Origin of the sequence: Streptomyces sp. NPDC006235, assembly GCF_040613735.1 — a bacterium.
Taxonomy (GTDB): Bacteria; Actinomycetota; Actinomycetes; order Streptomycetales; family Streptomycetaceae; genus Streptomyces.
Genome location: NZ_JBEXSR010000033.1, coordinates 54,390 through 69,682, shown reverse-complemented (window position 1 = coordinate 69,682; position 15,293 = coordinate 54,390). Strand labels below are relative to the sequence as shown.

Here is a 15,293-nt window from a genome sequence, read left to right as displayed (position 1 = left end):
ATGCCCAAGACGACCACTGTGCGTGCGGCCGCAGCCGCGGCCGCGTCCGCCGCCCTGCTCCTGGCCACTGCCTGCACCAGCCAGCGCGGGCAGGACGACAAGGACGCCGCCGCCGACGGCGCGTGCCGGGGCCAGCAGACCACCGGCATCACCGACAAGAGCATCAAGCTGGGCGGCATCTACCCGCTGTCGGGGCCGGCCTCCGCGTACGGCACGATCAGCAAGGGCATCAGCGCCTACTTCAAGCACGTCAACGACAAGGGCGGCATCGACGGCCGCACGGTCGAGTTCATCGTCCGCGACGACGGCTACCAGCCGCCCAAGGCGGTCGAGGAGGCCCGCAGACTCGTCGAGCAGGAGAAGGTCTTCGCCGTCTTCCAGACCCTGGGCACCCCGTCCACGGCCGCCGTGTGGGACTACCTCGACAAGCGGAAGGTGCCGCAGCCTTTCGTCGCCACCGGCGCCTCCGTCTGGGGCACGGACGACAAGCACCCCTGGACCACCGGCTGGCAGCCCAACTACATCGCCGAGGCACGCGTGTACGCCAAATACCTCAAGGAGGAGAAGCCGAAGGCCAAGGTCGCCGTCCTCTACCAGAACGACGACTTCGGCAAGGACCTGCTCGGCGGGTTCGAGAAGGCCGTCGCCGGCAGCGGCATCAAGGTGGTCGCCGAGGAGAGCTACGAGGTCACCGACCCCTCCGTCTCGGCACAGATGACGAGCCTCGCCCGGTCCAGGGCGGATGTCCTGCTCGACGTCACCACGCCGAAGTTCGGCAGCCAGGCCCTCGCCGCCGATGCCAAGAACACCAAGTGGAACCCGCTGCACATCGTCAACAACGTGTCCTCGTCCGCCAGCGTGCTGAAGCCGGTCGGGTTCAAGAACGTCCAGGGCGTGGTCTCGGCGACCTACTTCAAGGACCCCGCCGACCCGCAGTGGGCGGACGACGCGGAGATGAAGACGTACCGGGAAGCGCTGCGCGAGCACGCGCCCGGTTCCGACCCCGCCAACCAGTTCAACGCCTACGGCTGGGCCGCCGCCTCCAGCCTGCACAAGGCCCTGGACGCGATGAAGTGCCCGACCAGGGAGGGGCTGCGGGACGCGGTGCGCAACCTCAAGGACGTCAAGGTGGACATGCTGCTCCCCGGTGTCACCCTCGCCACCGGGCCCGATGACGCCTTCCCGATCGAGACGATGCAGCTGATGCGGTTCGAGGGCGAACGGTGGCAGCTGTTCGGCAAGCCGGTGGACACCCGGAAGGAGTTCGGCCCGCTGGCGAAGTGAGCGGCTTTCAATAGGCTGACAAAGTCAGCAGGAGACATCGGCGACCGAGTACACGGTGGTGTTCCAGCGGTGGAGAAGCCGATGACGGAGCTCAGCGAAAGCCACGACGACCCGTTCGCCCCGCACCTCGCCGCCCTGGCGGTGCTCGACGACCGGGGCGTCGTGGCCGGATGGAGCCGGCGGGCTCAGGAGCTGCTCGGCCATCCGGACACAGCCGTGATCGGTCGTCCGGCGTTCGAAATCCTCGTCGATCCTGGTGACCTGCCGGCGGTCGCCGAGGCCGCGGCGAAGTGCAGGAGGGCCGGGGGCTGGTTCGGGGTGCTCACACTGCGCCACCGCGACGGGCAGCTCGTGGAGCTGGGGATCCGAGCCCACGAGCTGTCACGCGGTGGCGGGGGCCGTGAGTGGTTTCTCGCGGGGGCACCCGCGGGTGACGTCCTCGAATGGCAGAGGGACCGCGCGGTTCTCGACGGGTTGTACCGCCAGTGCCCGATCGGTTTGGTCATCCACGGCCCCGACCAGAGGATCCTCCGGGTCAACCGGGCCATCGAACGGTTCAGCGGCGTCCCGGCAGCGGACTTCCGGGGGCTGTCCACCGGACGGCTGCTCCTCGCCGACGACGCGCGCAAGGCCGTGGACCGTGTGCGCCAGGTGATGCAGACCGGAAGACCCCTGGTCTATTCCGAGCAGTTCGTCCGCCTGGAGCAGGACCCGGCACGAGAGCGGGTCGCGTTGGTCTCGTCCTTCCGGATGGAGGATCCCTCCGGCCGCGTACTGGGTGTGGCCGAGATGATCGAGGACATCACCGAACGCCACCGGGCCCAGCGCCGGCTCGCGCTGCTCGACCAGGTGGGCAGCCGTATCGGAACCACGCTCGACGTGGCCGAGACCGCCCGGGAACTGGCGGAAGTGATGGTGCCTCACCTCGCCGACCACGCGTCGGTGGACCTGCTTCAGGCGGTGACGCGCGGTGAGGAGCCGACGCGCGCCGTGGCAGGGCCCGTGGTCCGGCTGGGCACCTGCAGCGTCGGTGCCCAGCAACCCGGTCCGCCCCACCCCGAGGGCGAGCCCGTGGAGTTCGGGCCCGGCACACCGCAGGCCGGATGCCTGGCCCAGGGACGGCCCGTCCTGGAGCCGGTTCTCCCGCCCGACTGGGTCTCGGCGGCCGGCCGTCAGGGGGCGCAGGCTCCGGACCTGGGCGCCCACTCCCTGATCGTGGTACCTCTTGCGGCGCGTGGCCTGGTGCTCGGAGTGATGACCCTGTGGCGCTCCCGCCGCCCCGATGCCTTCGAGACGGACGACCTCACCCTCGCCCAGGAACTCGCCTCGCGGGCCGCCGTCGCCATCGACAACGCCCGGCGCTTCACCCAGCAGCAGCAGACCGCGTTCGCACTGCAGAGCAGCCTGCTGCCGCGGGCGGTACCGGACCAGTCGGCCGTCGAGGTGGCCCTGCGGTACCTGCCGGCCGGCGCGGGCCCGGGGCTGGGCGGCGACTGGTTCGACGTCATTCCCCTGTCCGGGGCCCGGGTCGCCCTCGTCGTCGGCGACGTGGTGGGACGCGGCATCCACGCCGCCGCCACCATGGGCCGGCTGCGTACCGCCGTCCATACGCTCGCCAGCCTCGACCTGGAACCGGACGAGGTCCTCTCCCGCCTGGACGACCTGGTCAACCTGCTGGCGGCCGAACAGGAAGCTGTCGGCGAGCGGCCCCTGGGGGAGCAGGTCGTCGGTGCCACGTGCCTGTACGCCGTGTACGACCCGGTGTCCGGACGCTGCTCCCTGGCCCGCGCCGGTCATCCGCCGCCGGCGGTGACCGCTCCGGACGGGCAGGTGGCTCTGCTCGACCTGCCCGCCGGCCCACCCCTCGGCCTGGGCGGCCTGCCGTTCGAGGCCCGGGACATCGAACTGGCCGAGGGAAGCCTGCTCAGCCTCTACACCAACGGAATCATCGGCCAGCGTCACATGGACGCCGACGTCGGCCTGAGGAAGCTGTGTGCGGCGCTGGCCCGCCCCGCGGGCGCGCTGGAGCGCACCTGCCAATCGGTGGTCGACGCGCTGGTGCCCTCGCGCCCCAGCGACGACGTCGTCCTGCTGATCGCCCGCACCCGTGTGCTGCCACCGGACAGTGTCGCCTCCTGGCAACTGCCGCCGGAGCCCGCCAGCGCAGGCCGGGCCCGGGCGTTGGCCTCGGCCAAGCTGACCGAGTGGGGTCTGGAGCACTTGGCGTTCACCACCGAGTTGATCGCCAGCGAACTGGTCACCAACGTCTATCGCTACGCCGGCGGCCCCGCGACCCTACGGCTGATCCGTGAGCAGTGTCTGGTGTGCGAGGTCAGCGACACGAGCCACACCTCACCCCACCTGCGCCGCGCCCGTACGACCGACGAGGGCGGGCGCGGCCTGTTCCTGGTGGCCCAGATGACCGAACGCTGGGGCACCCGCTACACCCGCGACGGCAAGACCGTGTGGACCGAACAACCGCTGACCGGCACGCCCGTCTGACCGTCTGTCCTTTCTCGTGAACAGGGTCAGCCGGTGGGATCGAGGAGGATCTTGCGCACGCCGTCGGAGCGGTCCGCGAACAGTTCGTACGCCGCCGGACCTTCGGAGAGGGCGTAGCGGTGGGAGACGACCACCTCCGGCTTGATGCGGCCGGCACGGGTGAGGGCGAGCAGCGGAGGGAGTTCGTAGTGCACGGAGCACAGCCCGATGGCGAACTCCAGTTCCTTGACCTGCGCCAGCCCCATGTGGAACGGGAACGCCTTGCTCTGGCTCACCCCGATGACGCTGACCCGGCCTGCTTGCCGGACGGCCTTCAGGGCGAGCTCGATGGTGGCGTCCGAGCCCACGGCCTCCACCACGGCGTCCGGCCCCCGCCCGCCCGTCATCTCGCGAATGGCCGACCGTGTGTCCTCGCCCTCGACCGGCTCGACACCCAAGGTGGCGGCGAAGGCGCGGCGTTCCGCGACCAGGTCCGCGCCCAGCACCCGCGCGGCACCCATCGCGAAAGCACCCTGGGCGGCCATGAGGCCGACCGGGCCGAGGCCGACGACCAGGACCGTCTCCCCGGGCCGGATGCGGGCACGGCGGCAGCCGTACCAGGCCGTGGGGGCGTTGTCCGTCAGGACGACCGCGGCTTCGTCGGAGATGTCCTCGGGCAGGTGCACCAGGTTGACATCGGCGTACGGCACCGCGAGGGCCTGGGCCTGGCTGCCCTGAAGCTGCGGGCTCACCCCGTAGCAGAGTTCCGTGCTGGACTTGGCGCGCTCGCACCGGGCGGTGAATCCGGCCGCGCACGACCGGCATGCGGCACAGCCGACCGAGGCGGGCACCAGGACCCGGTCGCCGGGCTTGAACCGGGTGACCTGGTCGCCGGTGTCGGCCACCACGCCGACGCACTCGTGTCCCGGTGTGTAGCCCAGCTCCGGGCTGAACGGGGTGCCGTGGTAGATGTGCAGGTCGCTGCCGCAGATGCCGGCCGTGGTGACCTGGACGACCGCATCGGTGGGGCGGGTGACGGCAGGCTCGGGGACGTCCCCGTAGCGGATGTCGTGACGTCCGTGGTAGCTCAGTGCTTTCACCGGATTCCTCCCTCCCTTCGCCCGGTCAGTCCGCGATCTTCAGCACGAGCTTGCCGTGGTTCTCACCACGGAAGAGCCGCATCAGGGTGTCGGGGAAGGCCGCCACGCCGCCGGACACCACGTCCTCCAGGGACTTCAGCCGGCCCTCTGCCCGCCATGCGGCCAGTTGAGCGACGCCTTCGGCGTACCGGTCGGCGTAGTCGAACACCACCATGCCCGTCATGGAGGCGCGGTTCACCAACAGCGACAGGTAGTTGGCGGGGCCTTGCGGTGTCGTGCTGTTGTACTGGGAGATCGCGCCGCACACGACGATCCGGGCACCGCGCGCCAGCCGCAGCAGCACGGCGTCCAGCACCTCACCGCCGACGTTGTCGAAGTACACGTCGACGCCGCCGGGGGCGTGTTCGCGCAGCGCCTTGCGGACGTCCTCCTTCTGGTAGTCGATCGCGGCGTCGAAGCCGAACTCGTCGACCACCAGGCGGCACTTGGCCTCGCCACCGGCGATGCCGATGACCCGGCAGCCCAGGATCTTGGCGATCTGCCCGACGACACTGCCGACCGCCCCCGCCGCTCCGGAGACGACGACGGTCTGACCGGGCTCGGGGCGCCCGATGTCGATCAGTCCGAAGTAGGCCGTCAGACCCGACATGCCGAGAGCCCCGAGATACGTCGGCAGAGGGGCGGCCTCCGGGTCGACCTTGGTCACGTCGCGGCCGTCCGAGACGCAGTACTCCTGCACGCCGAACGACCCCGACACATGGTCGCCGACCGCGAACCCGGAATGCCGGGAGGCGATCACCCTCCCCACCGCGCCGGCGCGCATCACCTCGCCGATCTCCACCGGACGGATGTAGGACCGCCCGGCGTTCATCCAGCCGCGCATCGCCGGGTCGATCGACAGGCAGAGCACCTGCACCAGGAATTCCCCGTCGCCCGGCTCCCCGGCCGGCTCCTCGACGTGGTCCCAGTCGGTGGGCCGCGGCTCGCCCACGGGGCGTGCGGCCAGACGCACCTGGTGGTTGATTCTGCTCATCTCCGGCGGCTCCTTCGACGGTCGCATGGGCCTTACATACCGGCTGGTCGGTACGAGCGGTGAGCGTACGGTGCTGTCCCGTCGGAGGCAAGAGGGGGCCGGTGCGGCGTACGGGGCCGGTCGGCAAAGGGTCAGAGCGCGGTGCCCGTCTCCTCGGCCAACGTCCGCAGCAGGAGGTCCTGGAACGCCTCGTCGTGGACGGCACGGTGCGGTTGCAGCCGCTCGCCGTGGTACCAGTAGCCGCCGCTCGTCAGGGCCTGAGGTGCGTCGCCGGAGGCGAGCCACTCCTGTGTCCGATGGCCCAGCTCCAGATCATCCGGTGCGCCCGGTCCGCCCATCTTCGTCGGTACCCAGCCCGGATCGACCGCATTGCTCAACACTTCTGGGCGCAGGCGGGCCACCGCGGCGGCGAGCGTCGTGACGAACAGCTTGCTGTCGGCGTACGAGCCCGCGCTCCTGCCCCGCCAGTCGACACCGTCGAGCGAGGGACGCCCGCCGAAGTGCGAGCTGCTGCTGAGGTACACCAGCCGGCGCGGTCCGCGCAGCAGGGCCGTGAGCAGGTAGGGCGCGATGATGTTGACCGGCATGACCGCCGGTCCGCTCCACACGCCGGCGTTGTGGATGACGGCGTCGAGCGGCTCGGCGTCGTTCAGCTCCGTGGCGACGCGCCGTACGGCGTCCTGCTCCGCGAAGTCGCCCACGACGAGGTGGGCCCCACGGTCGACCAGCGTGTCGAGTCCCGCCACGCGCTGCTGGTTCCGGGCGTGCACCACCACCTCGTGTCCCGCGGACAACAGCGCATCGGCCGCGGCACGTCCCAGGCCGTCCGCGGAGCCGGTCACCAGGATCCGGCTCACGATCGCACCATCCCTTCGACAAGACGCATGACTGGTTCCCGCATCATGACTGGTTCCCGCATGGGGAGGGTGTGCCTTCCGTGGTGCTCAGGCCGAGAAGACCTGCTTGGCGACCGTGACCGCCGTCATGGCCTTGGGCCAGCCGGCGTAGAAGGCGAGGTGGGTGATGGCCTCGATCAGCTCGGTCTCGGTGACGCCGTTCTCCTTGGCTCGCCCGAGGTGGAAGCGCAGCTGGTCGGCGTCGCCGCCCGCGACGAGGACGGCCACGGTGATCAGACTGCGATCGCGGGCGGCCAGTCCGGTGCGATTCCACACGTCCTCGAACAGGACGTCGTCGGTCAGCTCGGCGAGCTTCGGAGCGAAGTCGCCGACCGTGCGGCGCCCGCCGCCGATCTGCCGGGGCTGGGTGGTCATCGGAAGTCCTTTCGCCGGTCCGCGGAGCACAGCCGGGGGAACGGGTGCTGCATGGCGGACCGTTGGGTGGTCAGCGGCTGCGGGGGCGGTGGTACTGCTCGTCGGTGACCGGCTCGTTCCAGGTGGTTTCCTCGCTGCCGTCGCCCGTGCCCTCCCACAGGGCGATGTGCTCCATGAAGCGACCGGGGGTGGCGCCGTGCCAGTGCTCCTCGTTCGGGGGACAGGTGACCGTCTCGCCGGGGTGCGCTTCGAGGACGGTGCCGTCGCGGGTGCCGATCAGGGCGGTGCCGGAGACGACGTGCAGGGTCTGGCCCAGCACGTGCGCGTGCCAGTGGGTACGGGCGCCCGGGGAGAAGCGGACCAGGTTGGCACGCATCCGGGACGGCTCCTTGCCCGCGTAGAGCACGTCGAACCAGACGTCGCCGGTGAACCAGTCCGCGGGGGCCTTGACGGTGTCCTGCTGCTTGACGAATTCCACGGGGTCTCCCAGATGCAGGGGATGGGGGGACGGATTCAGGCGGCGCCGGCATCCCCGGCAGCCGCCGAGATCGAGGAAACCGCAGCTCAATGACGTTGAGAAGGGTCTGTCGTTACCGGTACTGACAGAACCCCCCACGCCTGAGCCGTCCGGCTTAGCCTGGACGGCGTGAGTACCCGGAGCGACATCCGCGAGTTCCTGGCCTCCCGCCGCGCCAGGATCACCCCCCAGCAGGCCGGCCTGCCCGCATACGGCGGCAACCGGCGCGTGCCGGGCCTGCGCCGCGAAGAGGTCGCCATGCTCGCCGGCGTCAGCGTCGACTACTACGTCCGTCTGGAGCGAGGGAACCTCGCGGGTGCCTCGGAGGAAGTCCTCGACGCCGTCGCGCATGCTCTCCAGCTCGACGACGCCGAACGCGCCCACCTCTACGACCTGGCCCGCGCCGCCGCCAAACGCCCCACCCGGCGGGGCCGTGCCGGTGGTCCGCTGCCCGACAGCGTCCTGCGCGTCCTGCACTCCATGACCGACTCCCCGGCCTTCATCCGCAACGGCCGCCTGGACATCCTCGCCGCCAACCGCCTCGGCCGCGCCCTGTACTCCCCGCTCTTCCCCGACCCCACCACCGCGACGGCCAACATCGCCCGATTCCAGTTCCTCGATCCCAACGGCCGCGACTTCTTTCCCGACTGGGACCAGTCGGTGAACACCACCGTCGCCCTGCTGCGCACCGAGGCCGGCCGCGCTCCGCACGACAGCGGGCTGACCGGACTCATCGGCGAACTCGTCACCCGCAGCGAGGAGTTCCGCGTCGCCTGGGCCAAGCACAACGTGCGCCTGCACCACACCGGTCGCAAGTCCTTCCGGCACCCGGCCGTCGGCGTCCTCACCCTCGACTTCGACGCCATGAATCTGCCGGCCCAGCCCGGCCTGACCCTCACCGCGTACAGTGCCGCCCCCGGCACACCCGAGCAGGACGCCCTGCAACTCCTTGCCGCCTGGGCCGCCACCGAGCACACCGAGTCCACCCGACCCCCCTCCGGCCACCAGGGCCGGTAACCCCTCCGTCCGGGGCACCGGTTCGACCTCCGATGGCTTACGGTGAGCTGGGCGGAGTGGACGGGGCATGCGGCTACGTGTCGCCGGCCGGCGGACAAGGCAGGAAGTAAGCGTGACGTCACAGCGCGCTGCTCCTGTGCTGCCTCGGCGAACTCTCCAGCCTGGGACTGCAGATGGCCGTCATGGTCCTCGCCCTGATCCCCGTCGTGGTGGCCTCCCCGTTCGTCCAGCGGCACTTCAAGAAGGGGATGCTCACGGGAGCCATCAAGGGCTGACGGCAGTGGGGCGACGGCGAGTCCGGCCACCACCGGCATGGGCCCCGCACGAGCAGCGGGGCCCACGTCGTCAGCGGATCACCTCGCCGTGACCGATCCGCCCAGCGCGTTGAGCGTTGCCTGGTAGGCCGGTTTCTTGTTGCCGTTGCGGTCGAACAGCAACGGGTTCTCCCCGCTGCGCCAGGAGTCGCTGTCCCGGATGCCCCAGACGGTGATGCCGGTGCAGCGCCGCACGTTCATGCAGGCCCGCACCGTGTTCGCGTACGCGTTCGGCGACGCCTGCGCGATGTCCAGCTCGGTGATCTGGACGTCCACGCCGAGCGAGGCGAAGTTCGACAGCGTCGTCTGGAAGCTGCCGGGGGGACCGCCCGCGCCGAAGTGCGCCTGGAGACCGACGCAGTCGATGGGCACGCCGCGGGCCTTGAAGTCGCGGACCATGCGGTAGACGCCCTGGGTCTTGGCGTCGTTCCAGTTCTCGATGCTGTAGTCGTTGTAGCAGAGCTTGGCCGCCGGGTCGGCCGACCGCGCGGTGCGGAAGGCCTGCTCGAGGAAGCCGGTGCCCAGGACGTCCCGGAAGACCGAGCCGCGCAGCTGGCCGCTGCCGCCGTCGGCGAAGGCCTCGTTGACCACGTCCCAGGAGTGGATCCGGCCCTTGTAGCGGTTCATCACCGTGGTGATGTGGTTGTTCATCACGCCGCGCAGCGTGTTCGCGTCCCTGATGCCCTTGACCCAGTCGGGCAGCTGGGAGTGCCACACCAGCGTGTGGCCCCGCACGCGCTGACCGCGGGCCGACGCGCCGTTCACGATCTGGTCGGCGGCGCCGAAGGTGAACTGTCCGCGGGACCGCTCGGTCGCGTCCCACTTCATCTCGTTCTCGGCCGTGACCGAGTTGAACTCGCGGCCCAGGATGCCGGTGTACGTGCCGTCGCCGAGCCGTCCGGCGGCCACGGCCGTCCCGAAGTACCGTCCGGACTGGGCGGCTTGGGCCCCGAGCGTGGAGGCCCGGACGGCGTCGGGCGCGCCGGGTGCGCTGGAGTCGGGCGCGGCGGTCGCGGCACCGGGCGTCACCAGGGCGCCCAGGGCCAGCAGGGACAAGACCGACGCTCGGCGCCGTCCGAGCCGTTTCAGCGGGTTCATGCTTCTCCTCGTGATCGGTGGGGGGTTGGGTGGTGCGGTCGGTGGGATCGGATCAGGGCGTCGACAGTTCGAACCGCGAGACGCGGACCGCGCCGCCGAGCGCCCGGGTGGCGTGGTTGAAGAGGGCGAATCGGTAGCCCATGAAGAACCGCCAGTCGTTGCCCAGGGAGAAGGCGGGCCCGAGGCGGGTGAAGTTGGTGCCGTCGGTGCTGTAGGAGAAGGTGCCGGGGCGGGCCGCGCCGGGGCGGATGTCCGCGCTCGCACGCAGCCAGATCCGGCCGCCGGAGACGGGCGCGCTCGCGACCTCGGTGCCGGTGCCGGTGGTGTTCCAGTTGCCGTCCATGGTCAGCCCGTTGACCATCGCCACCCGCGTCGCGCCGCCGTCGTGTTTGACCCCGATCCAGGCGGAGGAGTCACGCAGCAGCGCGAGCCCGGCCCGGTCGCCGTCCCGCATGGCCGAGAAGTCGAGCAGGGCCGTCGCCGTGGAGGTGGGACCCTGGATGCGGTGCGTGAGGGTGTTGCGCGTCCAGTACAGGTCGTTGGTGACGGTCGCGGTCCGCAGGGTCAGCCCGTTGCCGACGGACCACTTGGCGTTGTCCGGGTTGTGGTTCCACTCCCATCTCGGCTTGAGGCGCGTGCCGTCGAAGGTGTCGACGCCGGTCATGGGGATGACCTGGCGGGGCGGCGTGGGCACGGCCGGAGTGGGATACGAGGTGCCCCAGGCGCCGTTCACCAGCTGCACGACGGGCCAGCCGTCCGGAGTCCAGGTGACCGGCGCCAGGGCGGGCATCCGGCCGCCGGGGTAGGCGTCCACGAAGGCCATGTAGTACCAGGCGCCGCCCTGCGTCTGGACCAGCCCGCCCTGGTGCGGGACGCCGCCTCCGGGGATCGGCCCGCGCAGGTCGAGCAGGACCTGCCGCATCGTGTACGGGCCGAAGGGGCCGCCCGACGACTTGAGGATGTACTGCCCGTTGGCGGGGCGGGTCACGAAGATGTAGTACTGCCCGTTGATCTTGTAGAAGCGGGCGCCCTCCAGGGTGCCCACGCTCGACGGTGTGGTGAAAACCTGCTGCGTGCGCACCTGGTTGCGCCCGTCGGGCGAGAGCTGGGCCACGCTGATGGTGGTGTTCCCGTACGCCACGTAGAGGGTGTCGTCGGTGTCGACGAGCAGTCCCGCGTCGTAGTAGGGCGTGCTGATCGTGGTGAGCCGGCTCCACGGGCCCTCGACGTCGGTGGCGGTGTAGACGTACGTCCTGGCGAAGTCGATCTGGCCGAGCCAGTAGAAGGTCCTGTTGCTCGGCCGGTAGGCCAGCGAGGACGCCCAGATCCCTCTGACATAACCACGGGCACCGTTCAGGTCGTACTTGGCGCCGAAATCGAGGACGGGTACCGAGTGACCTGCGATCTCCCAGTTCACCAGGTCGTACGAGCGCAGGACGGGTGCGCCCGGCGAGTAGTGCATCGTCGAGGCGGAGGCGTAGTAGGTGGCGCCGACGCGGATGACGTCGATGTCCGCGAAGTCCTGCCAGATGACCGGGTTCGTGTACGCGGGGGCGGCCGCGGCCGTCCGGGAGGCTCCGGCCAGCGGCAGGAAGGCGCCGGCGATCAGGCCGGTGCCGGCGGCCAGCGCACGGCGGCGCTCCATGGGTTGACGAGGGCATGACATATCCATGTGTCGCTCCCTCTGTGGTGTTCGGGATGGCGGACAGCTGTCGACTGGTGAGCATCCTGGATGCTAGGGGGTTCAGAGCTCCCGTCAATAGGTCTCGCATCATTCGTGGTATAGCCCGAAATGTTTCGGTGACTTCAAGTGGTGGAGGTTGACAAGCTCGGCAAGCTCCCTAGTATCCGTGGCGTCGACGAACCGAAAGCAGGCCGAAATTTCGGATGACTGGAAATGTCATGTGCCTGCCAATGATCGGCGGCAATGCAGCAGCCATCCCCTGTCTCGTGTCGGCCCAGCCGACCAAAGGAGCCCACCGTGCCCAGACGATCAGGCAGACGACTGCTCCGTCTCCTCGCGGCCGTCGCGCTGACGATCACCGCGTCCGTGACGGCCTCCGCTCACTCCACCGCCTCGGCGGCGCCCGGCAGCCCGGCCCTCACCCCACCGCTGGGCTGGAACAGCTGGAACAGCTTCGGCTGCGGGATCACCGAGGCTCAGGTCCGTCAGGCCGCCGACGCGATGGTGTCCTCGGGCATGCGGGAGGCCGGCTACCGGTACGTGGTGGTCGACGACTGCTGGTTCGACCCACAGCGAGACGCGGCGGGGAACCTACGGGCCAACCCGACCAAGTTCCCCAGCGGGATGAAGGCGCTCGGGGACTACATCCACAGCAAGGGCCTGAAGTTCGGCATCTACCAGGTGCCGGGCGAACGCACCTGCGCCCAGACCACTGGCGCCTATCCCGGGGCGACGGGCAGCAGGGGGCACGAGGTCCAGGACGCCAACACGTTCGCCTCGTGGGGCGTCGACTACCTCAAGTACGACTGGTGCTCCTCCGAGGGCACCCGCGACGAGCAGGTCGCGCGCTTCAAGCTCATGCGCGACGCCCTGCGTGCCACCGGGCGGCCGATCGTCTACAGCATCAACCCCAACAGCTTCCACGCCATCACCGGCGCCACGTACAACTGGGGTGAGGTCGCCGACCTGTGGCGGACGACCGAGGACCTGCTCGACATCTGGCAGAACGGCAACACCAACAGCTATCCGATGGGCGTCGGCAACGTCCTGGACGTCACCGCGCCGCTGGCGGCGCAGTCGGGCCCGGGGCACTGGAACGACCCCGACATGCTGGTCGTCGGCCGTCCCGGCCTGTCCCTGACCGAATCCCGCTCGCACTTCGCCCTGTGGGCGCTGCTGAGCGCACCGCTCATGGCCGGCAACGACATCCGCACCATGTCCGCCGACGTGAGCGCGATCCTGCGCAACCCGCGTCTGCTGGCGGTGAACCAGGACCCGCTGGGCGCGGGCGGACGCAGGGTGCGCGACGACGGCAACACCGAGGTGTTCGCCAAACCCCTGTCCGACGGCTCGGTCGCGGTGGGCCTGTTCAACCGGGGAGGCGGCACGGCGACGGTCACGACCACGGCCGCGCAAGTCGGCCTGTCCGGAGGGTCGTTCACCCTCACCGACCTGTGGACCGGCGGCGCGTCGAGCACGTCCGGGCAGATCTCGGCGAACGTCCCCGCGCACGGCGTGGCCGTGTTCCGGGTGAGCGGGGGCAGCCCGCTGGCCGCCACCACCTCGCGGCTGCGCGGTAACGCGTCCGGCCGCTGCGTGGACGTGGACAACTCCTCCACCGCGGCCGGGGCAACGGTCCTGCTCTGGGACTGCCACACGGCCGCCAACCAGCTGTGGACCACATGGGCCGGCGGCGAGATCCGCGTCTTCGGCGACAAGTGCCTGGACGCCCGCAACCAGGGCACCACCAATGGCACCCGGGTCGTCACCTGGCCCTGCAACGGCCAGAACAACCAGAAGTGGACCGTCGGTTCGGACGGGTCGATCCGCAACGTCCACGCAGGGCTGTGCCTCGACGTCGACCGGGCCGGCACCACCAACGGAACCCCGCTGGTGCTGTGGACCTGCACCGGCCAGGCCAACCAGAAGTGGACCCACGCCTGAGGAACCGGGGCTCGGTTCAGCCGTCGAGGGGCTCGTAGTCGAACCAGTCGAAGTGGACGGTGCCCGTCGCGGCGTACATGCCGATGACCCGGCCGGTGAAGCCGCCGGCGACCTCGGTCGACAGGTAGCGGCCGTCGAGCGTCGCGAGTTCGCTGAACGTGCCGTCGGGCTGCTCGACACCGAGGGACACGACGTCGGGTCCGGTGCACGGTCCGTGCAAAGACGGCGGTTCCGAGACCGTGACGGCGAGGACCACCGGCCCGGTCGGCACGGACTGTGCGGCCACGACCGTGCGCAGGGAGCCGACCCGCGCGATCACCCGCACCCGCGTGCCGGACAACACCTCGATCTCGTAGTGGTGCCTCTCGTCGAGCCGGACGGCGAGGCCACCACTGCCCTCCGCGGCATCTACGAGTGTGCGCGCCCGGCACGACAGGTGCTGCTGGCGCCGGCCGGTGAACACCACGTCGGGCTCGTCCAGGGAGCCGCCCCGTGCGCGGAGCGTCAGCCATCCGGGGCGCTCCTTGGTGGTGCAGAGTTCGGCGGGCCGGTCGCGCAGGGAGATCCAGTACGGCCGCAGTTCAGCGAGCTCGAAGTCGTCCCGGTGCTCCTCGGCATGGCCGGAGGAGAGCGGCCACGGGAGCTCGGGAAGGTCCAGGGCGACCTCGCCGACGACCGGCCAGTCGTCCACCCAGGTCACGGGGGCCAGGAAGGTCTCCCGGCCGAGCACGTGCCAGCCCGGCGTGCCGCCGCCCGGCCGTACGCCGAGCAGCACTATCCACCAGGAGCCGTCGGGGCCCTGGACCAGGTCGGCGTGCCCGGTGTTCTGCACGGGGTGGTCGGTGCCGCGGTGGGTGAGGATCGGGTTGGCCGGGCACGGCTCGAACGGGCCGCCCGGCGTTCGGCCGCGGGCGATCGAGACACCGTGGCCGCGTTCGGTGCCGCCCTCGGCGATGAGCAGGTACCAGTAGGCGCCGATCCGGTACAGGTGCGGTGCCTCCGGGGCCTTGGCGCCCGGACCGCCGGACCAGAGCTTGTGCGGTGTTCCGTACGTCTGCCCGGTGGACGGGTCGAGGCGGACCTGCGAGACGCCGGCGACCGTGCACCAGCAGGTGCCGTCCTCGTCCCAGACCAGGTCGGGATCGATGCCGGGGACACCCGGCGCCCGGATGGGGTCCGACCACGGTCCGGCGGGGTCGGTGGCCGTGACGATCAGATTGCCGCCGCCCTCGCTGCAGTTGGTGACGATCAGCCAGAAACGGCCGTCGTGGTGGCGCAAGGTGGGGGCGTAGATCCCGCCGGAGGACGGCATGGAGGCCGGCAGACGCAGTTGCTCCGGCCGGTCCAGCACGTTGCCGATCTGCGTCCAGTGCACCAGGTCCCGGCTGTGGAAGAGGGGCACCCCGGGGAAGTACTCGAAGCTGGAGCAGGCCAGGTAGTAGTCGTCGCCGACGCGGCAGATGCTGGGGTCGGGGTGGAAGCCGGGGATCACGGGGTTCACGGCGTTGGCGACGCGTCCGTCCGGCTGGTGCAGAGGGGGCACCCGATGG

Annotated in this window: 11 protein-coding genes and 2 pseudogenes; 5 read left to right on the top strand and 8 right to left on the bottom strand. The window is 70.5% G+C overall.

Annotated features, from left to right (window positions below; translation table 11 throughout):
* Both ABZ192_RS30605 and ABZ192_RS30600 read left to right on the top strand, forming a co-directional pair.
* Window positions 1-1,284 carry an ABC transporter substrate-binding protein gene (locus ABZ192_RS30605; RefSeq protein WP_356927716.1) on the top strand — a complete coding sequence of 428 codons (1,284 nt, stop codon included), beginning with the start codon at window positions 1-3 and terminating at the stop codon, window positions 1,282-1,284.
* Window positions 1,285-1,365: 81 nt separating this feature from the next.
* On the top strand, window positions 1,366-3,786 hold the full coding sequence (locus ABZ192_RS30600) for a SpoIIE family protein phosphatase (RefSeq protein ID WP_356927715.1): 2,421 nt from the start codon (window positions 1,366-1,368) through the stop codon (window positions 3,784-3,786).
* Window positions 3,787-3,812: 26 nt separating this feature from the next.
* Here ABZ192_RS30600 and ABZ192_RS30595 read toward each other — a convergent pair whose 3' ends face one another.
* The 5 genes from ABZ192_RS30595 to ABZ192_RS30575 form a co-directional block, all read right to left on the bottom strand.
* On the bottom strand, window positions 3,813-4,865 hold the full coding sequence (locus ABZ192_RS30595; RefSeq protein ID WP_356927714.1) for an alcohol dehydrogenase catalytic domain-containing protein: 1,053 nt from the start codon (window positions 4,863-4,865) through the stop codon (window positions 3,813-3,815).
* A 25-nt stretch (window positions 4,866-4,890) separates the two neighbouring features.
* A complete protein-coding gene (locus ABZ192_RS30590; RefSeq protein WP_356927713.1) occupies window positions 4,891-5,898 on the bottom strand; it encodes an NADP-dependent oxidoreductase in 1,008 nt (335 codons plus the stop codon).
* Between the two features lie 131 nt (window positions 5,899-6,029).
* A complete protein-coding gene (locus ABZ192_RS30585; protein ID WP_356927712.1) occupies window positions 6,030-6,755 on the bottom strand; it encodes an SDR family NAD(P)-dependent oxidoreductase in 726 nt (241 codons plus the stop codon).
* A gap of 87 nt (window positions 6,756-6,842) precedes the next feature.
* Window positions 6,843-7,169 carry a carboxymuconolactone decarboxylase family protein gene (locus ABZ192_RS30580; RefSeq protein ID WP_356927711.1) on the bottom strand — a complete coding sequence of 109 codons (327 nt, stop codon included), beginning with the start codon at window positions 7,167-7,169 and terminating at the stop codon, window positions 6,843-6,845.
* Between the two features lie 70 nt (window positions 7,170-7,239).
* A complete protein-coding gene (locus tag ABZ192_RS30575; protein WP_356927710.1) occupies window positions 7,240-7,647 on the bottom strand; it encodes a cupin domain-containing protein in 408 nt (135 codons plus the stop codon).
* A 168-nt stretch (window positions 7,648-7,815) separates the two neighbouring features.
* On the opposite strand from ABZ192_RS30575, the gene ABZ192_RS30570 reads away from it, so the two are divergent.
* Both ABZ192_RS30570 and ABZ192_RS30565 read left to right on the top strand, forming a co-directional pair.
* Window positions 7,816-8,703 carry a helix-turn-helix transcriptional regulator gene (locus ABZ192_RS30570; RefSeq protein ID WP_356927709.1) on the top strand — a complete coding sequence of 296 codons (888 nt, stop codon included), beginning with the start codon at window positions 7,816-7,818 and terminating at the stop codon, window positions 8,701-8,703.
* A 146-nt stretch (window positions 8,704-8,849) separates the two neighbouring features.
* Window positions 8,850-8,978, top strand: a pseudogene (locus tag ABZ192_RS30565) (carbohydrate ABC transporter permease); the annotation flags it as partial.
* Window positions 8,979-9,071: 93 nt separating this feature from the next.
* On the opposite strand, the pseudogene ABZ192_RS30560 reads toward ABZ192_RS30565, so the two are convergent.
* Window positions 9,072-10,115 (bottom strand): annotated as a pseudogene (locus ABZ192_RS30560) (endo-1,4-beta-xylanase); the annotation flags it as partial.
* A 52-nt stretch (window positions 10,116-10,167) separates the two neighbouring features.
* Window positions 10,168-11,760, bottom strand: a complete 1,593-nt coding sequence (locus ABZ192_RS30555; RefSeq protein ID WP_356927708.1) for a glycoside hydrolase 43 family protein — start codon at window positions 11,758-11,760, stop codon at window positions 10,168-10,170.
* 336 nt (window positions 11,761-12,096) lie between these two features.
* On the opposite strand from ABZ192_RS30555, the gene ABZ192_RS30550 reads away from it, so the two are divergent.
* Window positions 12,097-13,743, top strand: a complete 1,647-nt coding sequence (locus ABZ192_RS30550; protein WP_356927707.1) for a ricin-type beta-trefoil lectin domain protein — start codon at window positions 12,097-12,099, stop codon at window positions 13,741-13,743.
* 16 nt (window positions 13,744-13,759) lie between these two features.
* Here the strand turns inward: ABZ192_RS30550 and ABZ192_RS30545 are convergent, their stop codons facing one another.
* On the bottom strand, window positions 13,760-15,286 hold the full coding sequence (locus ABZ192_RS30545; RefSeq protein ID WP_356927706.1) for a glycoside hydrolase family 43 protein: 1,527 nt from the start codon (window positions 15,284-15,286) through the stop codon (window positions 13,760-13,762).
* Between the last annotated feature and the right edge of the window lie 7 nt (window positions 15,287-15,293).

Bases quoted from the DNA above. Each gene is read 5' to 3' on its own strand.
- ABZ192_RS30600 (WP_356927715.1), top strand. From the start codon at position 1,366: ATGACGGAGCTCAGCGAAAGCCACGACGACCCGTTCGCCCCGCACCTC.
- ABZ192_RS30590 (WP_356927713.1), bottom strand. From the start codon at position 5,898: ATGAGCAGAATCAACCACCAGGTGCGTCTGGCCGCACGCCCCGTGGGC.
- ABZ192_RS30605 (WP_356927716.1), top strand. From the start codon at position 1: ATGCCCAAGACGACCACTGTGCGTGCGGCCGCAGCCGCGGCCGCGTCC.
- ABZ192_RS30580 (WP_356927711.1), bottom strand. From the start codon at position 7,169: ATGACCACCCAGCCCCGGCAGATCGGCGGCGGGCGCCGCACGGTCGGC.
- ABZ192_RS30555 (WP_356927708.1), bottom strand. From the start codon at position 11,760: ATGGAGCGCCGCCGTGCGCTGGCCGCCGGCACCGGCCTGATCGCCGGC.